Below are 22,067 nucleotides of genomic sequence, written 5' to 3' on the forward strand. Positions count from 1 at the left end.
GGCGCCGTCGTAGTTGCAGGTGATGGTGCCGGCGCCGATGTTCACGCGCGAGCCGACCGTCGCATCGCCCACATAGGCGAGGTGGTTGGCCTTGCTGTGCGCCGCCACCTGGCTGTTCTTCACCTCGACGAAGTTGCCGATATGCACGTCTTCGGCCAGCTCGGTGCCGGGGCGCAGGCGCGCGTACGGCCCGATGCGCGAATCGGCACCGACCTTGGCCTGTTCGATATGGCAGAACGGCAGGATCTCTGCGCCGGCCTCGATGACGGCATCGCGGATCACCGCATTGGCGCCGATGTGCACGCCATCGCCCAGCGTGACGTTGCCTTCAAAGATGCAGTTGACGTCGATCACCACGTCGCGGCCGCACGTGAGCTTGCCGCGCACGTCGATGCGCGCCGGGTCGACCAGCGTCACGCCATCTTCGAGCAGCTGCTGCGCGAGGTTGCGCTGGTGAATGCGCTCCAGCTCCGCCAGCTGCACCTTGCTGTTCACGCCGAGCGTTTCCCACTCGGCCAGCGGATGGGCGGACGTGATGGGCACGCCTTCGCTGGCGGCGCGCTCGATCACGTCGGTCAGGTAGTACTCGCCCTGCGCGTTGTCATTGGACAGCGTGGACAGCCACGCCTTCAGCTTGGCCGTCGGGCACACCAGGATGCCGGTGTTGACCTCGTGGATGGCGAGTTGCGTTTCGTTGGCGTCCTTCTGCTCGACGATGCGCGTGATGCGGCCGGCGGCGTCGCGCACGATGCGGCCGTAGCCGGTCGGGTCGTGCAGGTGCACGGTCAGCACGCCCAGGTGGTTGTGACCGGCCGCGTCGACGAGAGCGTGCAGCGTTTCGGCACGGGTCAGCGGCACGTCGCCGTAGAGCACGAGGGTGGGCACGCTTTCGTCAAGCTGGTCCAGCGACTGCATGACGGCGTGGCCGGTGCCCAGTTGCTTGTCTTGCGTGGCGAAGGCGATGTCGGGCGCGCCCACCATCTCGCGCACGCGGTCGCCGCCGTGGCCGACCACCACCACCAGCCGCGTCGGCGACATGGTGCGTGCGGTATCGATGACGTGCGCCAGCAGCGGTTTGCCGGCCAGGGGGTGCAGCACTTTGGGCAGGGCGGAGCGCATGCGCTTGCCCATGCCTGCAGCCAGGATGACGATATTCACAAGGAGATTCCTAGAGTGACTCGAAGCGATAGCCGCGACGGGAATCGGCATGCAACCCAGCACCGGAAACCCATCGCCCGCCACCTCCCCTCACGATGGCCGGGCCGCCTGCAAACCCTTCTGCGGGGCGCTTTTGCGGCGTATAAGACACAGATGGAAAAATTCTAGCATGGGGGCCACCCTCCCCCAGAACCGGTCAAACGGTGGAATTGTTGCAGTTACGCCATTGCCGGGCTGGTTAGCCCGGCGGCTGGTCGTGCGGACGGGCGACACCTTCCGGCGGCACCGGGTGGCGGCTGCGGCCCGTCAGCCGGCGGCGGCTTCGCTCTTGACGGTGGCGTCGCCAGGCTTGCGCTCGAAGCGCACGAACTCGATGCGGTCGTCATGCGAGCCCGCAAACACCAGCGGCGCCTGGTCGTAGGCGGTCTGGCCGAAGAGCGCGTCTTCGCCGATCTTCGCCAGGCCCGTGGTCAGGCCGTTGAAGTCAAACAGTTTGGTATCGGCCAGGTGCGACGGCACCACGTTCTGCAGCGCAGAAAAGATGTTGTCGATGCGGCCCGGCGTCTGACGCTCCCACTCCAGCAGCATTTCCTTGACCTTCTTGCGCTGCAGGTTTTCCTGCGAGCCGCACAGGTTGCACGGGATGATGGGGAATTCCATCGCGCGGGCATAGGAAGCGATGTCCTTTTCCGCGCAATAGGCGAGCGGCCGGATGACGATGTGGTCGCCGTTGTCGGTGGCCAGCTTGGGCGGCATCGACTTCATCTTGCCGCCGAAGAACATGTTCAGGAAGAACGTGTTCACGATGTCGTCGCGGTGATGGCCCAGCGCGATCTTGTTGGCGCCCAGCTCCTTGGCCGTGCGGTAGATCACGCCGCGGCGCAGGCGCGAGCACAGCGAGCACGTGGTCTTGCCCTCGGGAACCTTCTCCTTGACGATCGAATACGTGTCCGCCTCGACGATCACATATTCCACGCCCAGCTTCCTCAGGTACGTGGGCAGCACGTCTTCCGGAAAGCCGGGCTGCTTCTGGTCGAGATTCATGGCGATGAGCTTGAAGTCGATCGGCGCGCGCTTCTGCAACGCCATCAGGATCGACAGCATCGTGTACGAATCCTTGCCGCCGGACAGGCACACGAGGATGGTGTCGCCGTCTTCGATCATCTTGAAGTCGCCGATGGCGCGGCCGACCTGCGACTGCAAGCGGGTTTCGAGGCGGTGGAAATTGTTGGAGAACGTCATGGCATATCGACCCCGCCAGCGCTGAACAATGGCCGGACGGGCGTCAAATCGTGAGGAAAATCAGTATTTTAGCGCGCGCGGAGCGCCCCCTGCAGGGTCGCGTGAACAGGCCTAGAATCGTTTGCCTACCCTTAGCCTGACGGAGACAACGATGCGGATTCTGGTTCTTGGCGCCGGCGGTACCGGCGGCTATTTCGGCGGGCGGCTCGCCCAGGCCGGTGCGGATGTGACGTTTCTCGTGCGCCCCGCGCGCGCGGAGCGGTTGCGCCAGCACGGGCTGGTGATCCGCAGCCCGCAGGGCGACGCGCAGTTGCCCGTGCAGCTCATCACGGCGGACCAGGCGCCCGCCTGGGGCCATGCCGATCTCGTGCTGCTGAGCTGCAAGGCCTATGACCTGGACGACGCCATCACGGCCATTCGCCCGGTGGTGGGCGAGCGCACGGTGGTGCTGCCGGTGCTCAACGGGCTGGCGCATCTGGAACGCCTGGATGCCGCGTTCGGCGAATCGCGCGTGCTGGGCGGGCTGTGCCATATCAGCGCGACGACCGCGCCGGACGGTGCCGTGCTGCATCTGAGCATCGGGCAAGGCCCGGCCGTGCACTCGCTCACCTTTGGCGAGCGCACGCCGCATGCGCCGCGCGAGCGCACCGAGGCCATCCGCGATGTGTTCGCCACGGCCAACTTTGATTCCGTGCTGGCCGAAAACGTCATGCAGGACATGTGGGAGAAGTTTGTCTTCCTCACGTCGCTGGCGTCGATGACGTGCCTGATGCGGGCGACCGTCGGCGAGATCGTCGCGACCGACGAAGGGCGTACGCTGAATGAAGCGATGTTTGCGGCGTGCGAGCAGGTTGCGGCGGCATCGGGTTATCCGATCCGGCAGGCGGCCCGCGAACGTGGGCTGCAGGTGCTGACGCAGGCGGGGTCGCCGTTGACGGCGTCGATGCTGCGCGATCTGGAGAGGGGGACCCGCGTGGAGGCGGATCACATCGTGGGGGATATGTTGCGGCGAGGGCGGACGCTGGGGACGGATGTTTCACTGCTGCGGGTGGCGTTTGCGCATTTGCAGGCTTATCAGCAGCGGGTGTTACGGGCGGCGGGCTGACTGTTTGCTTTTTTTCGCTTTCGGTTCGCCCTTGTTTCACCCCCTTCCGGGGGCGACTCACTTTCTTTGTCTTGCCAAAGAAAGCAAGCAAAGAAAGGCGCGCCAGAGATGGCGACTTCGCCTTGAATTTGTGTCGCGGGGAGGGGAAGGAGCCAAACTCGCTGCGCTCAGACAAGGGCCGTTCCTTTTTCCTCCCCGCAACAGAAATTCAAGGCGCCATCTAGGGCAGGAACATCAACGGCCAAACCGGCAGGGTTCGAGCGTGGGCGCCACGATCTTCTTTACTGCCAGCCGCCGCCGAGGGCTTGCATCAGGGCGGCGGAATCGAGCAGGCGGTCGGCGCGGCTTTGTAGCTGTTGCAGAGCAAGCTGATCGCGCTGACGTTGCGCATCGAGCAGCGCGAGCGTGCTGATGCCGCCCGCGGCATGGCGGGCCTCGGCGGTGCGCAGCGTCTGTTCGGCTTGCTCGGTGGCGGATGCGCGGGCCTGCAAGGTTTGCGCGTCGTTGTGGACGGCGTGCAGCGCGTCGGCGACTTCCTGCAGGCCTTGCAGAACGGTCTGCTTGTAGGCGGCGCCGGCGGCGTCGTAGGCGGCTTCGGCTTCGCGCTGTCTTGCGCGCAGGGTGCCGCCGTGGAAGATCGGCTGGGTCAGCCCCGCGCCGAGATTCCAGATGCTCGATCCGGCGCCGAGCAGGCTGGGAAAGCGCGTGGTTTCCGAGCCAAGACCTGCGGACAGCGTGATGCGCGGGAAGAGATTCGCGGTGGCCACGCCCACGTTGGCGCTGGCTTCGTGCCACATCGCCTCGGCCGCGCGGATGTCGGGGCGGCGCTGGGCGAGCGCGGATGGCAGCGACACCGGCAGCGGGTCAGGCAGATGCAGCGCGTCGAGCGTCGGCAGGTCGGGCAAGCCCGCGCCGGGCTCGCGACCCAGCAGGACCGACAGGCGGTGCCGCTGCTGCGCCGCCTGCTGCATGAGCGGCGGCAGCGTGGCTTCCGTCTGCGCAACCAGCGTGCGCTGCGACAACACATCGACCCGCGCGACACCGCCCAGGCCCAGACGCCGCTCGGTGATGTCGAGCTGCTTGCGCTGCTCGGCGAGCAGTGTCTGCGTGGTGGCGATCTGCGCGTCGAGCGCCGCGATGCGCACCGCCGCCGTCAGGACATTGCCGGCCAGCGACAGGCGCGCCGCTTCCATCTGATAGCGCTGCGTGTCCACCTGCGCGCGCGACGCCTCCAGCGCCCGGCGCACGCCGCCGAACATATCCAGCGCATACGACACCGACAGCGACGCCGAATACAACGTGAACGGCCCCGGCTTGGGCGTGTTGAACCCGAACGCCTCGGGATTCACCTGCTGCCGCATCGCAGACACGGAGCCATCGACCGACGGCCACGCATAACCGAACTGCGCCTGCGCCTCGGCCTGCGCCTGGCGCAAGCGCGCCTCCGCCTGCGCGACGGATGGGCTCGCGCGCAACGCCTCGTCCACCAGCGCATCCAGCGCCGGCGATCGGAACAGGTGCCACCAATCCGCTGGCACATTGGCATCGACCAGATGCTGCGCTTCGCCGCCAACAACGGGCGCGGATGCGGTTTCGCGCGAAACAGGTTGCGCGGAATAGCCGGTAGCCGCAGGCCCAGCGGACGCTTTGAAATCGGGACCGACGGCACAGCCGCTCACAGCCAGCGCGGCAATCAACACCGCCCCAGCCGCCCGCTCGCACCCGTTCAACGCTCGCCGCAACGCCAACAGGTGCCCACCGACGGTTTGGCCGTACCGAGACAAAGAAAGCAAGTCGGCACCGGCTGCGGACGAAACAAGCAATGCACCACCAGCGTCAGCACGTCGAATCCACAGCGTCCACATAGCCACCTCAATCCAACGTCTTCCGATAAAACCGCACCGCCACCCCCAACACCACCACGGTGAAGAGCATCAGCGGCCAGATGCTCGGCCACAACTCCACCCACCCATTCCCCTTGAGCAGGATGCCGCGCGTCAACCGATGGAAATACGTCATCGGCAGCAAGTTCCCGATCACCTGCGCCCATTTCGGCATCCCCACGAACGGAAACATGAACCCCGACAGCAGGATGCTCGGCAGGAAGTAGAAGAACGTGAGCTGCGTCGCCTGCAACTGGTTCTGCGCGAGCGACGACAGCGTGATCCCCACCGTGAGGCTCGCCACGATGAACAGCAGCGCCGCCACATAGACCATCCAAACGCTGCCCACGAACGGCACGTGGAAGATGTAGTACGCGGCCAGCAGGATGATCGTCACCTGCACGAGCCCGATGAAGATGTACGGCACGATCTTGCCGGTCATCACCTCGAGCGGGCGCACTGGCGTGGCCAGCAGGTTTTCCATCGTGCCGCGCTCGCGTTCGCGCGTCATGGCCAGGCCCGTCATCATCACCATCGTCATCGTGAGGATGGTGCCCATCAGGCCGGGGATGATGTTGTACTGCGTGATGCCCTCGGGGTTGTAGAGCCTGTGCAGGCGCACGTCGAACGGCGGCGCGCCGGCACGGGCACCCTCGCCCCCGCCTGCACCGCCTGCCAGCGGCGACAGCGCGCCCTTCATGTCCTTGCTGACCACGCCTTGCACGAGCTGCGGCAGCGAGGCCAGCGCGAGCCCCGTGGCGGCCGGGTCGGTCGCATCGGCCTCGACCAGCAGCGACGGCCGTTCGCCGCGCACCAGCTTGCGCGTGAAGTCGGGCGGGATCGACACCACAAATTGCAGTTGCCCCTTTGCCAGGGCCTCGCGCCCGGCAGTCTCGTCGGGAAGGTTCTGCCGCAGCTCGAAGTAATCGGAGTGCCGCATGCTGGCCAGAAAGCTGCGCGTGAACTCGCTCTGGTCTGCCGCGATCACGCCGGTCAGCAGGTGCTTCGGGTCGGTGTTGATGGCAAAGCCGAACAGGAACAGCTGCATGATCGGGATGCCGATCATCATGGCGAACGTCACGCGGTCACGCCGCAGCTGCAGAAATTCCTTGAGCACCACGCTCCACCAGCGCTGGAACGAGAACCGGTCTGTGCCGAAGCTCATGGCTGCGCTCCGTAGTTGTCGGACGAGCGCTTCATCATGTGGATGAACACGTCTTCGAGCCCCGTGCCGATGGGCTCGGCGCGCACGCCCGATGTCTCGGCGAGACGGCGCAGCGTGGCTTCCAGCGCCTGCGCATCCGCGCCAGTCACGTGCAGCACGGAACCGAACGCGACGGTCTGGTCCACGCCCGGCTGCCCTTCGAGCTTGCGGCCGAGCTCCACCAGATTGCCGCCCGAAACAGACCACGTCGACAGGCGCTGGCTGGCGATCACCTCGTCCGCCGTGCCTTGCGCCAGCAGTTGGCCGTACGCGATGTAGGCGAGCTTGTGGCAGCGTTCGGCTTCGTCCATGTAGTGCGTGCTGACAAGCACCGAGATGCCTTCCGCTGCGAGCCGGTGCAGCTCTTCCCAGAAGTCGCGCCGTGCTTTCGGGTCGACGCCGGCGGTCGGTTCATCGAGCAGCAGCAACTCAGGCTTGTGGAGCATGCACGCGGCCAGCGCCAGGCGTTGCTTCCAGCCGCCCGACAGCGAGCCCGCCAGTTGCCTGGCACGCGAAGCCAGCCCAAGATGCTCCAGGGCGTGGTCCACCACCTCGCGCCGATTGGGCATCTCGTACAGGCGCGCCACGAAATCCAGGTTCTCGCGGATGGAAAGATCATCCCAATACGAGAACCGCTGCGTCATGTAGCCCACGCGGCGCTTGATCTGGGGCGACTCCTTGAGGATGTCGTAACCGAGGCACGTGCCGCTGCCGCTGTCGGGCGTGAGCAGCCCGCACATCATCCGGATCGACGTGGTCTTGCCGCTGCCGTTGGGCCCGAGAAAGCCGAAGATCTCGCCGCGCGCGACCCGCATGGAGAGGTCCTTGACGACGTGCTTGTCGCCAAAGTGCTTGTTCAGGCCGTGCACGTCGATGGCGTAGTCGCCATTGCCGCCGTTGTGCCGATGCGAGGCGTTCATGGCAGCGTCACCTCCACCGGCTGGCCCGGGCGCAGCCTCGGGCCGTCGGCGGCGGCAGGGCGCGCTTCGACCATGAAGACGAGCTTGTCGCGCGTGGTGTTGCTGTAGATGACGGGCGGTGTGTACTCGGCCTCGTTGGCGACGTAGGTGACGGTGGCGTTGATGTCGGCCGCGCAGCCGTCGCAGTGGATGCGTGCGGCCTGCCCCGGCTTGAGCGCGCCCATCACGCCTTGTGGCACGAAGAAGCGTACCTTCACGTTGGCCGGCGGCAGCATGCGCACGACCGGGCTGCCCGCGCCGACCCATTCGCCCTCGCGATACAGCGTGTCGAACACCAGGCCGCCCTGCATGGCCTTCTGCGCCTTCTGATCGAGCCGCCATTGCGCTTGCGCCACCGCCGCGCGCGCGGCTTCCACCTGCGCCGACTGCGCGCGGATCTGGTCCTGGCGCGCCGGCAACTGGGCAATGCGCAACTGGTTGGTCAACTCGCGCACACGCTGCGCATTCGCCTGCGCGGTGGATCGGCTGCTGTCGAGCTGCGCCTGCGCGATGCCGCCCGCACGAAACTGCGCCTCATCGCGCGCGAGCTGCGTGGACGAGAGCTTGTCTGCCGCCACGGCCTGCGCCAGCTGCGCGCGCACGGCGTCCACTTCCGGCACGCGCTTGCCGACATTCAGGTCGGCGAGTTGCGCTTGCGCGGCCTGCAGTTGCGCCTGCGCTTGCTGGCGGGCCGCGGCTTCGTCGACGGATTCCAGCACGAAAAGCGGCGCTCCGGCGTTGACGGTCTGCCCACGCTGCACGCCCAGATGCTCGAGTCGGCCGCCCACCGGCGACGCGACGTAGACGAACTCGCCTTCCACGTAGCCCTGATACGTGTGGTCGTCCTGCTTGGCGCAACCGGTCAATGCCACCGCTGCCGCCGCCAACCACCCTGCCCTGCCGATGTACGACCCCTGCCGCATGCCGCCCTCCGCCGGATTCGTTCGATGCGTTTGAACTGCCTGAGCTGCCGTACCGCCTAGCTGCGCGGCCTTGTCTTGCGTTTGGTCCTCTTGCCCACGTCGTCCGGCGCGCCGCCGACCGCCCCGATGCCGTGCAGCAGCAGCGCTGCCACGTGTTGGCCGATGTCCTCGTCGGTCACGCGATCGGCCAGCGGCAGGCGGCTCCACAGCGTGCGCGTCGCGAAGGGCAGCATCGCCAGGCCAATGAGCGACACCATCACCAGCGGCGGCTGCAGCGCCGGGTTCACCGCACCGGCCGCCTGCGCGCGGGCAATGCGATCAACCAGCAAGGTCGCGCGCTCCAGTGCGATGCGTGCGAACACCCGTTCGCGCAGCTGGCCGCCTTCGCTCGCGATCTCGCGGATCCACAGCGTCGGAAACCACGGCGTGGCCGCCGCCACCGCAACCATGCGCCGCGCAACGCCGGCCACGGTCTGCGCGAGATCCGCCTGGCCGGTGTCGCTGGCCAGGATCGCCAAGGCCGGGCCCGTCACCTCGTCGATGAGCGGACGGATGCGGGCCTCGACCACCGCGTCGAGCAACTGGTCGCGCGTCTTGAAGTGGTAATGCACCATGGGCGCCGTCACCCCGGCTTCACGCGCGATTGCGGCAAGCGTGGTGGGGCCCACGCCATCCTGCGCAAACAGCGCGACGGCGATATCGAGCAAGCGGTCACGCAGGTCATCCTGGGACGGCCCCCTGGGCCGGCCTGGGCCGCGCGGAGAAGGTGTGCGCGTCGTCATGGCGTGAATATTAATCTGTCAATTAATTTATGCAAGGCGCGGCAGCGTCGCTTGCGGATCGCCCGGTCGCGGCGCATGCTGAACGGGATGCCGTGCTCGCTCGACTCTCCTGCCCCTGCCATGCCGACCTCCGCCCGCGCCTTGTTGCAACGCCTGCATCTCGATAGCCTCATCGACAGCACGGGGCCGCTGCAGGCGCGTTCGCCCATCGACGGTGCGGTGCTCGCGGGCGTGCCGGCCATGACGGCGGACGACGCCGATCGCATCGTCGCGCAGGCGCACTCCGCATTTCAGGCGTGGCGCACCGTGCCCGCACCGCGCCGCGGCGAACTCGTGCGCCTGCTGGGGGAGGAACTGCGCACGCACAAGGAAGACCTCGGCGCGCTCGTCACGCTGGAGGCCGGCAAGATCACACAGGAAGGCCTGGGTGAGGTGCAGGAGATGATCGACATCTGCGATTTTGCCGTGGGGCTGTCGCGCCAGCTGTACGGGCTGACCATCGCGAGTGAGCGGCCCGCGCATCGCATGATGGAGACGTGGCACCCGCTAGGCCCGTGCCTCGTCATCACGGCATTCAACTTCCCGGTGGCGGTGTGGTCGTGGAATGCGGCGCTGGCCCTGGTGTGCGGCGACCCGGTCATCTGGAAACCATCAGAGAAGACGCCGCTGACGGCGCTGGCCGTTGAGCGCCTGTTCCTGCGCGCCTGCCAGCGCTTTGGCGAAGCGCCGCCGCACCTCGCGCAAGTCGCGATCGGTGAACGCGGCCTGGGCGAAGCGCTCGCGCATCACGCCGGCATTCCGCTCATCTCGGCCACAGGCAGCACGGGGATGGGGCGGGCGGTGGCGCAAGCCGCTGCACCGCGCTTTGCGCGCACGATTCTCGAGCTCGGCGGCAACAACGCGGCCATCGTCTGCGCCAGCGCCGACCTGCCCCTGGCCGAACGCGCCATCGCCTTCGCAGCGATGGGCACGGCGGGGCAGCGTTGTACGTCGCTGCGGCGGCTGTTCGTGCATCGGTCGGTGTACGACACGCTCGTGCCGCGGCTCGTGACGCTGTACGAACGCGTGCGCGTGGGCGATCCGCGCGACGCCGATACGCTGGTCGGCCCGCTCATCGACGCGCAGGCGCATGCGCGCCTGCAGGCCGCCTTGGCACGCGCCCGCGCCGAAGGCGGCACCGTGCATGGCGGAGACCGCGTGGATTGTGCGTTCGGCAGCGAGGCGTACTACGTGCGCCCCGCCCTCGTCGAAATGCCGGCGCAGCGTGGCGTGGTGTGCGAGGAGACCTTCGCACCCATCCTCTACGCCATGCCGTTCGACACGCTGGACGAGGCCATCGCACTGAACAACGCCGTGCCGCACGGCCTGTCGTCGAGCATCTTCACGCTCGACATGCGCGAGGCCGAGCGTTTCATCTCGGCCACCGGCAGCGACTGCGGCATCGCCAACGTCAACATCGGCCCGAGCGGCGCGGAAATCGGCGGCGCGTTCGGCGGCGAGAAGGACACCGGCGGCGGCCGCGAAGCCGGATCCGACGCGTGGAAAGCCTACATGCGCCGCGCCACCAACACCGTCAACTACGGCACGGCGCTGCCGCTCGCGCAGGGCATCCGGTTCGACGTCGATTAGGAACAGGCCCCACGCCGCACGCCCTACGCCGGGGTGGCCCCCGCATCCAGCTGCGCCAGCCGCACCAGCAGCCGATCCTGCGCCTCGCTCGGGAAGCTGGACGTCCGGCGCACGGCGAACACAGTGTTGAGGCAGCGCCGCGCGACGATGGGCCGCACCACACGCAAGCGCCCGCGCTCGACCGCATCGCGAATGCCGTGCAGCGGCAGCACCGACCACCCCACGCCGGCCTCCACCAGCGTGCTCACCTCTTCCAGGTCCGACACGTGATGCGCGCTGACGGTGGTCTCGGGCAGGCGCCGGAACAGCGCCTTGAACCACAGGCCGTACACGGCATCGGACTCGTCGTACGTCACGAACGGCAGCGCCGCGCAGTCGGCCAGGGTGCGCGGAGCGCCGTGCTCGCGTAACGCGCGGGCGCTGCACGCGAGCACGAATTCCTCGGTGTACACGGCGTGGTGCTGGAACAGCCGCGAGGTGCGCGGCGTGTAGACGAAGCCGAGATCGGCGCGGCCGGATTCCACGTGAGCGAACACCTCGTCGTCGCTGCCGAAGGTGAGCTCGAGGCGCACGTCGTCGAGCAACGGCGCGTCGGATTCGGGCGACGGCGTGACCAGTGCGGGCATCAGCACGTAGCGGCCGAAGCTGGAGCCGCTCGCCAGCTTGAGCGAAACGCGCTCGACCTCGCCGCTGTGCAACGCAGCGCGCAGCTCGTCCAGACCCGCAAAAGCATCGCGGCACCAAGCGCGCACCGAGGTGCCCGCACGCGTGAGCACCAGCTTGCGCCCCGAGCGCTCGAACAGCGGCACGCCCAGCCACTGCTCCAACTGCCGCATCTGGTACGACAGCGCAGGCTGCGACACGGCCAGGCGATCGGCTGCGCGCACGAAGCTGCCCTCGTTGGCAACCGTCAGGAAGCTATGCAGATAGCGCAAGGGCGAATGCGACATGAGCGGAGAAATCCTCGTCGATCCATCAAATTTTTGGATCGAAAAACGAAAAACATTCGATTTGATTTCAAGTCTGTCAGATCGCACAATCCGCCGCAACAACGCGATGGAGGCCATCATGACGACCGCAATGCAACATCCGAGCTACGCATTGGAAGACCGTTATGGCGCACGCAACTACGCGCCCTTGCCCGTCATGCTGGAGCGCGGGGAAGGCGTGTGGCTGTTCGACACCGATGGCCGGCGGTACCTGGACATGATGTCGGCGTACTCGGCGGTCAGCTTTGGGCATTCGCACCCCAAGCTCGTGGCCGCGCTGGTGGAGCAGGCCGGCCGCCTGACGCTGACCTCGCGCGCGTTCCACAACACCGAGCTCGGCCCCTTCCTGGCTGACGTCTGCCGCGTCACGCGCATGGACCGCGCGCTGCCGATGAACACGGGCGCCGAGGCCGTCGAAACCGCCATCAAGGCCGCCCGCAAATGGGCGCGCGACGTGAAGGGCCTCGCGCCCGATGCGGCCGAGATCATCGTCTTCGACAACAACTTCCACGGCCGCACCACGACGATCGTCGGGTTCTCCTCGCATGACCAGTACCGCTACGGGTTCGGGCCGTTTGCCGCGGGCTTCCGGCGCATTCCGTTCGGCGATGCCGATGCACTGCGCGCCGCCGTCGGTCCGAACACGGGCGCCATCCTCATTGAACCGGTTCAGGGCGAAGGCGGCATCGTCGTACCGCCGCCGGGCTACCTGAAGCTTGCGCGCGAACTCGCCACGCAACACAACGTGCTGCTCGTCTGCGATGAAGTGCAAACCGGCCTGGGCCGCACCGGCGATGTGCTCGCAAGCTGGCACGAAGGCGTCGAGGCGGACCTGGTGGTGCTGGGCAAGGCACTCGGCGGCGGCATGGTGCCGGTATCGGCCATTGCCGGCCGGGAGGCGGTCATCGGCGTGTTCCAGCCAGGCGACCATGGCTCCACGTTTGGCGGCAACCCGCTGGCGGCGCACATCGGCCGTGCGGCACTCGCTTTGCTGATGGAAGAGCAACTGCCGCAGCGTGCGGCGCGCGTGGGCGACGCGTTCATCCGCGAATTGAAGGCGCTCATCGGCCACGGCGTGCGGCAGGTGCGCGGACGCGGCCTGATGATCGGCCTGCAGCTTGACGCCGACATCGACGCGCACGACTTCGCGTTTGCGCTGGCCGAACGCGGCGTGCTGACCAAGGACACCTACGGCAACGTGGTGCGCCTGACGCCGCCGCTGGTGATCGGCGAGGCGGAACTCGCGCTGGCGCTGGAGGCGATCCGCGCCACGCTGGCCGGCTGGCCGCGACGCAAGGCAGCTTGACCACGAAATACCAAGGGGAGTGACATGACCATCATCGACCTGATCGGCGCGGCCATCGGCTGCGGCGCGCAAGACGACGGCTGCAAGCACGGCCCGCGCGCGCTGATCCATGCGGGCGCCCTGGCGCGGCTGCAGGCGCCTGGCACGCATGCCGACCTGGCCCACGACATCGAGCTGGCCACGTCGGCAGGGCACAACCGTGCAGCGCGGCTCGCGACGCTGCCCGGCGTGGCGGGCTTCTCGCGCGCGCTGGCCGATGCCACCGCGCACAGCGTGCACGCCGGCCATGTGCCCGTCGTCGTCGGTGGAGACCATTCGTGCGCGATCGGCACGTGGTCGGGCGTGGCAAACGCGCTGCGTCCGCAAGGCGCGCTCGGCCTCATCTGGATCGATGCGCACCTCGACAGCCACACGCCGCAGACCAGCGAATCCGGCGCCATCCACGGCATGCCGCTGGCCGCCCTGCTCGGCCACGGCGCACCGGCCCTCACGCAGATCCGCGACGCCGAGCCCAAGCTGCTGCCGCAGCACGTCGTGGTCGTCGGCGCACGCAGCTACGAGCCGGCCGAGCGCGCGCTGCTGGGCCAGCTGGGCGTACGCGTCATCGACGCCGCAGAGGTGGCGCGCACCGGCCTGCGCGCTGTCATGGCCGAAGCGACCCGCGTGGTCACCTCGGGCACCGTCGCCTTCGGCGTCACGCTGGACCTGGACGCCTTCGATCCTGCCGTTGCACCGGGCGTCGGCACCCCCGAAATGGACGGCCTCACCGCGCACGGCATGACCCAGGCGCTAGCCGCCTGCGCCCGCGACCCCCGCTTTGCCGCATTCGAACTCGTGGAGTACAACCCGCGCCACGACAAGGGCGGGATCACCGCGCAGCTTGCGCTGGACCTGCTAGGCAGCGTAGCGGGCGCATTGCACGCCCAGCGCCGCGAATACGCGACGGCGGCTTGAACCGCTATCAAAAAAGCGCACCGCCAACGCGCGCACACAGACGGTGTGGCCGTACCCTGCCCTATGCGGCGCCTTGAATTTCTGTTGCAAGGAGGAAAAAGGAAGGGAAACTGTCTGAGCGCGGCGAGTTTTTCCCTTCCCCTCCTTGCGACATAAATTCAAGGAGTCTTTCGCCGCATCGGGCGCGCCTTTCTTTGGTTACTTTCTGTGGCAAGACAAAGAAAGTGACTCAGCCCCGGCAGGGGATGAAACAGAGAACGCACCAACAACAACAAAAACAGCCGCTCAGGCCTGGTCCTTGATGCGGAACACCTCCACCCCCACCGACTCACAATCCGGATACACATCCGGCTTCTCCGTCGACACCCGCGCCGCGAGCACATGCGGATGCTTCAGCATCGCATCGAGCACGTCATCGCACAGCGTCTCCTGCAAGTGGATATGCCCCTGCGCCATGCGCCGCGCCACCGTCTCGCGCATGAAGTCGTAATCCACCACCTCGTGCAGCTTGTCCTGCGTGGGCGACGAATACTCCAGCGGCACGTACAGCTCGATGTTGATCAGGACGCGCTGCTCGCCCTTCTTCTCGAATTCATGCACGCCGATGTTGATCTGCACTTCGTAGTTGCGCAGAAACATGCGACGGCAATGCGACAGGCGCGGGTGGGATAGCAGGGAAAGCATGGAAGCGTCCGGGGGAAAGATCATTCGGTGAGGAACATCACGTCGCGGGCGAGCGGCATCAGGTGCTGGCCCCCGTCGACGAACAGGGTGGTGCCGGTGACGGCGCGCGCGGTGGCCAGGTAGCAAACCGCCTCGGCGATGTCTTCCGGCGTGGACGACTGCCCCAGCGGCGTCATCTGGTGTGCGCGCGCAAACCCGCCCTGCGACTGATCGCCCGACACCATCGTGATGCCCGGCGCCACGCCCACCACGCGCAGCGTCGGGGCGAGTGCCTGCGCCAGCTGCATCGTGGCCGTGGACAGCGCCGCCTTCGACAGCGTGTACGAGAGGAAATCGGGGTTCAGGTTGTCGAGCTTCTGATCCAGCAGGTTGATGACCACGCCGCGCGGGGCATGGCTGTCCGGCTGCGCGGCCACCAGCGCTCGATGCAGCTCGCGCGAGAGCAGCAGCGGCGCCGCCACGTTCGTGCGCATGTGGGTGTCGAGCGACGCGTAGCTGAAGCTCGTCGCCACGTCGTACTGGAACAGCGAGGCGTTGTTCACCAGGCACGTGGGCGTACCGAGCGCAGCGATGCAGTCGGTGATGAGGCGGCCGGCGGCGGCTTCGTCCGACAGGTCGGCCTGGAGCACGGCGGCGCGCCGGCCCATGGCGACGATCTCGGCGGCCACGGTGTCGGCCTCGGCGCGCGAGCGGTGGCAGTGCACGGCCACATCCCAGCCGTTGCGGGCCAGGGCCAGGGCGATCACGCGGCCCACGCGGCGCGCAGCGCCCGTGACCAGGGCGATGCGACGCTGTGTGGTGGATTCGGCGTTCGGTTGAGTCGGCGTCTGCGCCATTGTTTACAATCCGGCGATGAGCAAAACCGTGAGTTTACCGCTTCCCAACGAGGCGGCGCAGGCGCAGTCCGCGCGCCTGTTCGCCCGGATCGCCGATGCCATCGCGGCCGCCGGCGGCTGGCTTCCGTTCGACCGCTACATGGAACTGGCGCTCTACGCGCCGGGCCTGGGCTACTACAGCGGCGGAGCCGCCAAGTTCGGGCGGCGCGTGGAAGACGGCGGCGACTTCATCACCGCGCCGGAACTGACGCCATTCTTCGGCCGCACCATGGCGCACCAGGTCGCGCAGGTGCTGCGCGTGCTGCCGGAGGGCCAGCGCCACGTGCTGGAATTTGGCGCCGGCACCGGCAAGCTGGCCGCCGACATCCTCACCGAACTCGATGCGTTGGGCGTGCGGCCCGACAGTTACGGCATCGTCGAATTGTCCGGCGAACTGCGACAGCGCCAGCAGCAACGCCTGGCCGCGCTGGGCGCGGAATTCAGCGCGCTCGCCCACTGGCATGACACGCTGCCCGCGCCGTTCACCGGCGTGATGGTCGGCAACGAAGTGCTCGACGCGATGCCCGTGTCGCTGTGGGCACGCCGCGGGGGCGTATGGCACCGGCGCGGCGTGGTCCTCGATGCGCAGCATGGCCTGCAGTGGGAAGACCGCCCCGCCGATCCGTCCGAGGTGCCGGCCAAACTCGCTGCGCTGCCCGGCGCGCACGACATCGTCACCGAATCGCACGAAGCCGCCGAGGGCTTCATCCGCAGCACCGGCGCGGCGCTTGCTCGCGGCCTGCTGCTGCTGATCGACTACGGATTCCCCGCTGCCGAGTACTACCACGCGCACCGCGCCGACGGCACGCTGATGTGCCACTACCGCCAGCACGCGCACGATGATCCGTTCTGGCTGCCCGGCCTGCAGGACATCACCGCGCACGTCGATTTTTCGGGGATTGCCCAGGCGGGGCAGGAGGCGGGGCTGGAGCTGCTCGGCTACACGAGCCAGGCGCGCTTCCTGTTGAGCGCGGGCGTCGGCGAGCTGCTGATGACGCTCGACCCGTCCGACCCGATGCAGTTCCTGCCGGCGGCCAACGCGGTGCAGAAGCTGCTCTCGGAGGCCGAGATGGGTGAGCTGTTCAAGGCGATTGCCCTGGGCAAGGGCATCGATGCGGCGCTGCCCCTGATCGGCTTCGGCAACGCCGACCGCTCTGACCGCCTAGGCTGACGCCGCCTTGCTGGATTGCGACGACTGGGCGGTCATGGCGCGCTCGGTCTGCTCGGCTTCATAGCGGCCGATCGTGCCGCGCATCCACCACAGCAGCGCCAGGCCCGGGAAGGCAAACGCCACCGTCATCAGATAGAACGCGGGCCAGCCGTAGGCCTCCACGAGGTAGCCGGAGGTCGGCCCCACATACACGCGACCGATCGAGGCCAGCGCCGACAGCAGCGCGTACTGCGTCGCCGAGAACGACCGGTTGCATAGCGCCATCAGCAGCGCCACGAAGGCCGCCGTGCCCATGCCGCCGCAGACGTTCTCGACGCCGATGGCCACCGCCATCGTCCAGAGGTGCTGCGGCGTGACGGCCAGCACCCAGTACCCGAGGTTCGACACCGCCTGCAGCACGCCGAAGAGCAGCAGCGCGCGCACCAGCCCCAGCCGGACCATCAGCGTGCCGCCGTACAGCGCACCGACGATGGTCGCCGCCAGCCCCAGCGTCTTGTTGACGATGCCGACCTCGCCGGCGGAAAAGCCGACGCCGCGGATCAGGAACGTGGTCGACAGGCTGCCTGCAAACGCATCGCCGAGCTTGTACAGCACGATCAGCGCGAGCAGCGCCCAGGCCCCGCGGCGCGAGAAGAAATCCTTCAGCGGGCCGACGACCGCTTCCTGCAGGCTGCGCGGCGGCCGCGCCGACACGTCGGGCTCGGGCGACCACAGCGTCGTGACGATGCCCAGCGCCATCAGGCCGGCCATCAGCAGGTACATGTTGCTCCAGCCCATCACGCGATCGGCCAGCCACAGCGCAAGGCCGCCCGACACGAGCATCGCCAGCCGGTAGCCGAGCACCTTCACGGCCGCGCCGACGCCGCGCTCGCTCGTGTGCAGCACATCGGTGCTGTACGCATCGAAGACGATGTCCTGCGACGCCGACAGAAACGCCACCAGCACCGCCAGCCCCGCCAGCGCCCACAGCGCGGCGTGCGGCGGCGTGAACGCCATGGCGGCAATCGATGCCACGAGCCCCGCCTGCGTGAGCACGAGCCAGCCGCGGCGCCGGCCCATGAGCGGCGGCGTGAAGCGGTCCATCAGCGGCGCCCACAGAAACTTGAAGATGTACGCCTGCCCCACGAGCGAGAACAGCCCGATCGTGCGGATATCCAGCCCCTCCACCGTCATCCAGGCCTGCAACGTGCCGGAGGTCAGCGCCAGCGGCAGCCCGGAGGCAAAGCCCAGCAGCAGCATCGCCCCGATGCGGCGGTTGCGGAAAACGTCGAGGTAGTCGTGATAGGTCATGCGGCGGGCTGAATGCGGTCGGCGGTCGGCGGGCGGGGTGCGGGTTGCCACGTAGCGTGGCGCGGCGCGTTGGCCGATATTATGTCGCAGTCGATTCGGCCTCCTGCCTTTATGTCGCGCTGCTCTCGTTCCGTGTTGCTGCTGGCCGGCCTGGTGCTTGCCACCTGGGCCACCGCCATGGACGGCCCGCTGCCGGTGCCGGCCGACGGCGTGAGGCTCGAAGCGCCGACCACCACCTCGCCCAACATCCGCCTCGTCATCCCGGCCGAAGAAATCGACCGGCGCGCCCAGGCCGAATACAGGCAGATCGTCGAGAACGCCGCGAAGGAAGGCGCGCTCGCGCCAGACACCGTGCCGGACCTCATCCGCATCCGCGCCATCGTCAAGCGGCTGATTCCGCAGGCGCCGCGCTGGAACCCCGACGCCGCGCACTGGCAGTGGCAGATCAACCTGATCGGCGCCAACCAGGTCAACGCGTTCTGTATGCCCGGGGGCAAGATCGCCGTGTTCTCCGGGCTGGTCGAGCAGTTCAGGCTGACGGACGACGAACTCGCCATGGCGCTCGGTCACGAGATCGCCCATGCGCTGCGCGAGCACGCCCGCGCGCGCGCCGGCCAGCGCGAGATCACCAACCTGGGCGCCAACGTCATCTCGCAGCTGTTCGGCTTCGGCAACCGGGGCGATACGGACCTGGGCGAAGGCGCCAAGATGCACCTGCTGGCGTTCTCGCGCGCGGAGGAAACCGAGGCGGATCTCGTCGGCATGGACATCGCCTCGCGCGCCGGCTACGACCCGCGCGCGGCGCTCACGCTGTGGCAGAAGATGGGCTCCATCGGCGGGGCGGAGCAGAAGCAGTTCCTGTCGACGCATCCGTCCGGACGCACGCGCATGGCGGTGCTGTCGCGTCATCTGCCCGAAACGCTGCCGCTGTTTGCCGAGGCCCTGCATATGCCGATGGGGAGGCTGCCGGAATATCGGTCGAATATGCAGTATCTGGGGGCGGCACCTGTTGATAATGGGGATGAGGCGCCGATGCGGCCAATGGTGCGGCGATAGATGACCAAATGATCATAATCAGCCGATGAAAAGACGAATGCCCACGCATTCCGTATTCCGCTGCAAAAGCGGGGGCCCGCGAACGCCCATCCTTTCGAGGGGAAACCGGTTTTCGTAAGGAAATCCTAAGGAGACAATTTGGCCCTGCTTGTACCCTGCGCGCGCAGCATTTCTGCTGCCAATACATCCTCACAAAATCAGGGATACGGAAATAATGAACGCATGGGGCAAGGGGTTTACGAGTATCGCGTTGGCTTGCGTATTGAGCGCCTGCGGCGGCGGAGACGGTGGCAATGGCGGTGTAGCCGATCCGAACAGCTTTACGCTTAGCGCCACGGTTGGCGGCACCAAGGTGCAATCGTTTAACCTCGGCAGCGGCCAGACGACCGAACTGACGGTCAAGTCGGGGCAAGACCTGCGTCTGGACAGCAGCAGCGACGTCAACTGGAAGTCCGGCGACGCAACGCCCAATACCGAAGTCGCGGTCAAGGGCGCCAGCACGCAGAGCTGGACGGCCGGCCTGAAGAGCCCGCCGGGCGGCACGTTCACGCTGATCGTGACGTCGGCCAAGGACGCGAGCAAGACGGCCAAGGTGACGGTCACGGTGACGCCGCATGAGTACACGGCAGGCACGGCGCAAGTGGGTCGCGTCATCACGTGGAAGGAAACGAGCAACTACGTGGACGGCTCGACCGCGCAGAAGACGCGCGTGAACACCACGGCAGCCGTCGACGCCAACACGGGCATCACGACCGTGACGTCCACCCTGAACAACGTGACGGATGACACGTTCACGCAAGACGCCGACGGCAACCGCCTCAAGCGCACGTTCCCGAACGGCGCCTCGTGCACGTACAACCCCAAGCGCAATCTGCTGAACTTCCCGTTGTCGGTGGGCAAGACGTGGACGTCGGGTTGGCTGTACACCTGTACGGCCGGCTATACGGAAACGGTCAGCATGACCTCGACCGTGGAAGCGTATGAACCGGTCACCACCGATGCCGGCACGTTCAACACGCTGCGCATTCACCATATCGAGACCATTACGAAATCCAACGACGGTCAGCTTCAGAATGGCCCCGCCGGCAACGCAGCCTACGCCATCGACATGCGCTGCTGGTGGGACGTCGCCGGCCAACGCACCGTGAAGTGCGACAACGCCAACACGTATCAGGGCCCGGCCCCGGCGAATTACGTGAAGACCTTCTCGCAGTCGATGACGTCAGTCCAGTAAGCACCGCACGCAGCTTCACCGCTCTACCAGCCCCGCAGCCTTTACTGGCCTCGCGGGGCTTGTTGTTTGTACGGCCGCCTTCGTCCGCCGCGACAACGCCATCCCCGCTACCGTCGCGCCCAGGATCAGCACCGCGCCGCCCGTCTGCATCGGGCTGAACCATTCGCCCAGGACGAGCGCGCCGAGCACCGTCGCCGTCAGCGGGCTGAGCAGCGACAGGAACGTCACGTCTGCGCCGAGCACGCCGATACCGCGCACCCACAGCCAGTAGCCCAACGCCGTGCCGATGACGATGAGGTACGCAAAGCCCACCGCGTTACGCGCCGTGAGCGCGGGCGGCAAGCCTTCCACGAACAGCGCCACCGGCAGCAGCACCAGCCCGCCCAATGCGAGCTGCCATGCCGCCACCGCCAGCGGCGTGCCGATGCGGCCCCAGCGCTCGATGAGCACCGTGCCCATCGCCATCGACAGCGCGGCGGCCAACGAAGCCCCTACGCCCACCGCATCCAGCCGTGCCGCAGGCCCGAGAATCAGCAGCCCCACGCCGACTGAGCCAGCCAGCGCCGCAGCCAGTTGCGCCGGGCGCGGCTTGCGTGCGAGCAGCGGCCAGGCCAGCAGCGCCACCACAAGCGGTTGCGCCGACATGATCGTCGCGGCCACGCCGCCCGGCAGACGCTGCGCCGCCACGAACAAGAGCGCAAAGAACAGCCCGATGTTGGCCAGCCCCAGCACCAGCAACCGCAGCAGCTTGTCGCGCGGCGGCAGGCCCGCGCCGAGCAGCATCAGCAGCACGCCAGCGGGCAGCGCACGCAGCGCGCCCACCAGAAGCGGGTGTCCGACCGGGAGCGTCTGGGTGAAGACGAGATACGTCGTTCCCCACAGCACGGGCGCCAGGGCGGTGATGAGCATCACGGTGAGGCGTTTGAATGGCACGAGGAAGCTCCACGTAACGTTATTTGATATCGAAATAAAAGGCGCTACAAAATTCAGTCCGGAAACCGTCCGCTGAATGCCAGTTCGCTGAGCGGTCGCCGCGGCGTCGGCCGCTCCTGCGGCTGAAGTGCGGCCGGCAACGACGCGACCTCGCCGCGGCGGCCGATGGCGACGCCGATTTCGATGCGGAAGCGCTCCGGCACGCGCAGCGCGGCACGGGCCCGGTCGAAGTCGACGCCCGCCATGCCGCGCGCGTGATAGCCGAGGCTGGCCGCCTGCAGCGCCAGTTGTGCCCACGCGGCGCCGGCATCGAAGCTGTGGCTGCGCGAGGGCACCGCCTGCGCCGGGTCATCGCGGTGGATGAGCGTGTCGGACAGCACAAAGACCAGCGCCGCCGCATGCCGCGCCCAGTCTTCATTCAACGGCACGAGCAGGCTCAGGAACGTTGCCCAGTCCGGATCGCCGCGCCGCGCGTAGAGAAACCGCCACGGCTGATAGTTGTAGGCCGATGGCGCCCAGCGCGCCGCCTCGAGCATGCGCAGCAGATCGGCCTCCGGCATGGGCTGCGCGTCGTAGGCGCGGGGTGACCAGCGCGCCAGAAACAGCGGATCGATCGGATGATCGGCAAGTCGTTCGGTCATGAGGGTCTCGCAATAGGGGTGGGGGATGACGATTGCATCGCACCGGCAA

20 protein-coding genes are annotated in these 22,067 nt (G+C 67.5%); 7 read left to right on the plus strand and 13 right to left on the minus strand.

Annotation, left to right across the window (positions count from 1 at the left end):
• Window positions 1-1,158: bifunctional UDP-N-acetylglucosamine diphosphorylase/glucosamine-1-phosphate N-acetyltransferase GlmU (gene glmU, locus A6M56_RS18205; protein ID WP_286758286.1), on the minus strand; the 1,158-nt coding region annotated here is incomplete at its 3' end.
• 306 nt (window positions 1,159-1,464) lie between these two features.
• Entirely contained in the window at window positions 1,465-2,400 is a 936-nt protein-coding gene (gene ttcA / locus A6M56_RS18210; protein WP_102080641.1) for a tRNA 2-thiocytidine(32) synthetase TtcA, read from the minus strand.
• 151 nt (window positions 2,401-2,551) lie between these two features.
• Here ttcA and panE point away from each other — a divergent pair, with 151 nt between their 5' ends.
• Window positions 2,552-3,505 (plus strand): 2-dehydropantoate 2-reductase, encoded by a 954-nt coding sequence (gene panE, locus A6M56_RS18215; RefSeq protein ID WP_045785534.1) that lies wholly within the window; start codon window positions 2,552-2,554, stop codon window positions 3,503-3,505.
• A gap of 281 nt (window positions 3,506-3,786) precedes the next feature.
• On the opposite strand, the gene A6M56_RS18220 is transcribed toward panE, so the two are convergent.
• Genes A6M56_RS18220 through A6M56_RS18240 form a run of 5 tightly spaced genes read right to left on the minus strand, consistent with a single transcriptional unit; the run spans window position 3,787 to window position 9,256 of the window.
• Window positions 3,787-5,370, minus strand: a complete 1,584-nt coding sequence (locus tag A6M56_RS18220; RefSeq protein WP_102080640.1) for an efflux transporter outer membrane subunit — start codon at window positions 5,368-5,370, stop codon at window positions 3,787-3,789.
• A 7-nt stretch (window positions 5,371-5,377) separates the two neighbouring features.
• Window positions 5,378-6,553, minus strand: coding sequence for an ABC transporter permease (locus tag A6M56_RS18225; RefSeq protein ID WP_102080639.1), 1,176 nt, complete (start codon window positions 6,551-6,553; stop codon window positions 5,378-5,380).
• Window positions 6,550-7,512, minus strand: a complete 963-nt coding sequence (locus A6M56_RS18230; protein WP_102080638.1) for an ABC transporter ATP-binding protein — start codon at window positions 7,510-7,512, stop codon at window positions 6,550-6,552. The genes A6M56_RS18225 and A6M56_RS18230 overlap by 4 nt, the downstream gene beginning before the upstream one ends.
• Window positions 7,509-8,474 (minus strand): HlyD family secretion protein, encoded by a 966-nt coding sequence (locus A6M56_RS18235; RefSeq protein WP_045785530.1) that lies wholly within the window; start codon window positions 8,472-8,474, stop codon window positions 7,509-7,511. Before A6M56_RS18235 ends, A6M56_RS18230 begins: the two co-directional genes overlap by 4 nt.
• Window positions 8,475-8,530: 56 nt before the next feature.
• Window positions 8,531-9,256: a TetR/AcrR family transcriptional regulator gene (locus A6M56_RS18240; RefSeq protein WP_045785529.1), complete on the minus strand. Its 726-nt coding sequence runs from the start codon at window positions 9,254-9,256 to the stop codon at window positions 8,531-8,533.
• 87 nt (window positions 9,257-9,343) lie between these two features.
• Between A6M56_RS18240 and amaB the strand changes: the two genes are divergently transcribed.
• Window positions 9,344-10,885, plus strand: a complete 1,542-nt coding sequence (gene amaB / locus A6M56_RS18245) for an L-piperidine-6-carboxylate dehydrogenase (RefSeq protein WP_373271745.1) — start codon at window positions 9,344-9,346, stop codon at window positions 10,883-10,885.
• Window positions 10,886-10,908: 23 nt separating this feature from the next.
• Here amaB and A6M56_RS18250 read toward each other — a convergent pair whose 3' ends face one another.
• The gene (locus tag A6M56_RS18250) at window positions 10,909-11,835 is read right to left on the minus strand and encodes a LysR family transcriptional regulator (protein WP_045785527.1); all 927 of its coding nucleotides are present in this window, start codon (window positions 11,833-11,835) and stop codon (window positions 10,909-10,911) included.
• Between the two features lie 118 nt (window positions 11,836-11,953).
• On the opposite strand from A6M56_RS18250, the gene rocD reads away from it, so the two are divergent.
• Window positions 11,954-13,180, plus strand: a complete 1,227-nt coding sequence (gene rocD, locus A6M56_RS18255; RefSeq protein WP_045787735.1) for an ornithine--oxo-acid transaminase — start codon at window positions 11,954-11,956, stop codon at window positions 13,178-13,180.
• A gap of 24 nt (window positions 13,181-13,204) precedes the next feature.
• Window positions 13,205-14,134 (plus strand): arginase, encoded by a 930-nt coding sequence (locus A6M56_RS18260; RefSeq protein WP_045785526.1) that lies wholly within the window; start codon window positions 13,205-13,207, stop codon window positions 14,132-14,134.
• A 285-nt stretch (window positions 14,135-14,419) separates the two neighbouring features.
• On the opposite strand, the gene A6M56_RS18265 is transcribed toward A6M56_RS18260, so the two are convergent.
• Together A6M56_RS18265 and A6M56_RS18270 are read right to left on the minus strand one after the other, a co-directional pair.
• The gene (locus A6M56_RS18265) at window positions 14,420-14,818 is read right to left on the minus strand and encodes a dihydroneopterin aldolase (protein WP_045787734.1); all 399 of its coding nucleotides are present in this window, start codon (window positions 14,816-14,818) and stop codon (window positions 14,420-14,422) included.
• A gap of 20 nt (window positions 14,819-14,838) precedes the next feature.
• Window positions 14,839-15,654: an SDR family oxidoreductase gene (locus A6M56_RS18270; RefSeq protein ID WP_102080636.1), complete on the minus strand. Its 816-nt coding sequence runs from the start codon at window positions 15,652-15,654 to the stop codon at window positions 14,839-14,841.
• 16 nt (window positions 15,655-15,670) lie between these two features.
• Between A6M56_RS18270 and A6M56_RS18275 the strand changes: the two genes are divergently transcribed.
• Entirely contained in the window at window positions 15,671-16,864 is a 1,194-nt protein-coding gene (locus A6M56_RS18275; protein ID WP_102080635.1) for a class I SAM-dependent methyltransferase, read from the plus strand.
• Here the strand turns inward: A6M56_RS18275 and A6M56_RS18280 are convergent.
• On the minus strand, window positions 16,856-18,154 hold the full coding sequence (locus A6M56_RS18280) for a muropeptide transporter (protein WP_045785523.1): 1,299 nt from the start codon (window positions 18,152-18,154) through the stop codon (window positions 16,856-16,858). The genes A6M56_RS18275 and A6M56_RS18280 overlap by 9 nt on opposite strands.
• Before the next feature lie 111 nt (window positions 18,155-18,265).
• Between A6M56_RS18280 and A6M56_RS18285 the strand changes: the two genes are divergently transcribed.
• Together A6M56_RS18285 and A6M56_RS18290 are read left to right on the plus strand one after the other, a co-directional pair.
• The gene (locus A6M56_RS18285) at window positions 18,266-19,210 is read left to right on the plus strand and encodes a M48 family metallopeptidase (protein WP_062737558.1); all 945 of its coding nucleotides are present in this window, start codon (window positions 18,266-18,268) and stop codon (window positions 19,208-19,210) included.
• A gap of 352 nt (window positions 19,211-19,562) precedes the next feature.
• Window positions 19,563-20,444 (plus strand): hypothetical protein, encoded by an 882-nt coding sequence (locus tag A6M56_RS18290; protein ID WP_147282521.1) that lies wholly within the window; start codon window positions 19,563-19,565, stop codon window positions 20,442-20,444.
• Window positions 20,445-20,459: 15 nt separating this feature from the next.
• On the opposite strand, the gene A6M56_RS18295 is transcribed toward A6M56_RS18290, so the two are convergent.
• Together A6M56_RS18295 and A6M56_RS18300 are read right to left on the minus strand one after the other, a co-directional pair.
• Window positions 20,460-21,353 carry an EamA family transporter gene (locus tag A6M56_RS18295; RefSeq protein WP_102080962.1) on the minus strand — a complete coding sequence of 298 codons (894 nt, stop codon included), beginning with the start codon at window positions 21,351-21,353 and terminating at the stop codon, window positions 20,460-20,462.
• 77 nt (window positions 21,354-21,430) lie between these two features.
• Window positions 21,431-22,018 carry a nitroreductase family protein gene (locus A6M56_RS18300; RefSeq protein WP_045785520.1) on the minus strand — a complete coding sequence of 196 codons (588 nt, stop codon included), beginning with the start codon at window positions 22,016-22,018 and terminating at the stop codon, window positions 21,431-21,433.
• Window positions 22,019-22,067: the final 49 nt, after the last annotated feature.

This window comes from Ralstonia sp. RL, from assembly GCF_001683835.1.
In the GTDB taxonomy this organism is placed as follows: domain Bacteria; phylum Pseudomonadota; class Gammaproteobacteria; order Burkholderiales; family Burkholderiaceae; genus Ralstonia; species Ralstonia mannitolilytica.

Bases quoted from the DNA above. Each gene is read 5' to 3' on its own strand.
- ttcA (WP_102080641.1), bottom strand. From the start codon at position 2,400: ATGACGTTCTCCAACAATTTCCACCGCCTCGAAACCCGCTTGCAGTCG.
- panE (WP_045785534.1), top strand. From the start codon at position 2,552: ATGCGGATTCTGGTTCTTGGCGCCGGCGGTACCGGCGGCTATTTCGGC.
- A6M56_RS18220 (WP_102080640.1), bottom strand. From the start codon at position 5,370: ATGTGGACGCTGTGGATTCGACGTGCTGACGCTGGTGGTGCATTGCTT.
- A6M56_RS18225 (WP_102080639.1), bottom strand. From the start codon at position 6,553: ATGAGCTTCGGCACAGACCGGTTCTCGTTCCAGCGCTGGTGGAGCGTG.
- A6M56_RS18230 (WP_102080638.1), bottom strand. From the start codon at position 7,512: ATGAACGCCTCGCATCGGCACAACGGCGGCAATGGCGACTACGCCATC.
- A6M56_RS18235 (WP_045785530.1), bottom strand. From the start codon at position 8,474: ATGCGGCAGGGGTCGTACATCGGCAGGGCAGGGTGGTTGGCGGCGGCA.
- A6M56_RS18240 (WP_045785529.1), bottom strand. From the start codon at position 9,256: ATGACGACGCGCACACCTTCTCCGCGCGGCCCAGGCCGGCCCAGGGGG.
- amaB (WP_373271745.1), top strand. From the start codon at position 9,344: ATGCCGTGCTCGCTCGACTCTCCTGCCCCTGCCATGCCGACCTCCGCC.
- A6M56_RS18250 (WP_045785527.1), bottom strand. From the start codon at position 11,835: ATGTCGCATTCGCCCTTGCGCTATCTGCATAGCTTCCTGACGGTTGCC.
- rocD (WP_045787735.1), top strand. From the start codon at position 11,954: ATGACGACCGCAATGCAACATCCGAGCTACGCATTGGAAGACCGTTAT.
- A6M56_RS18260 (WP_045785526.1), top strand. From the start codon at position 13,205: ATGACCATCATCGACCTGATCGGCGCGGCCATCGGCTGCGGCGCGCAA.
- A6M56_RS18265 (WP_045787734.1), bottom strand. From the start codon at position 14,818: ATGCTTTCCCTGCTATCCCACCCGCGCCTGTCGCATTGCCGTCGCATG.
- A6M56_RS18270 (WP_102080636.1), bottom strand. From the start codon at position 15,654: ATGGCGCAGACGCCGACTCAACCGAACGCCGAATCCACCACACAGCGT.
- A6M56_RS18275 (WP_102080635.1), top strand. From the start codon at position 15,671: ATGAGCAAAACCGTGAGTTTACCGCTTCCCAACGAGGCGGCGCAGGCG.
- A6M56_RS18280 (WP_045785523.1), bottom strand. From the start codon at position 18,154: ATGACCTATCACGACTACCTCGACGTTTTCCGCAACCGCCGCATCGGG.
- A6M56_RS18285 (WP_062737558.1), top strand. From the start codon at position 18,266: ATGTCGCGCTGCTCTCGTTCCGTGTTGCTGCTGGCCGGCCTGGTGCTT.
- A6M56_RS18295 (WP_102080962.1), bottom strand. From the start codon at position 21,353: ATGCTCATCACCGCCCTGGCGCCCGTGCTGTGGGGAACGACGTATCTC.
- A6M56_RS18300 (WP_045785520.1), bottom strand. From the start codon at position 22,018: ATGACCGAACGACTTGCCGATCATCCGATCGATCCGCTGTTTCTGGCG.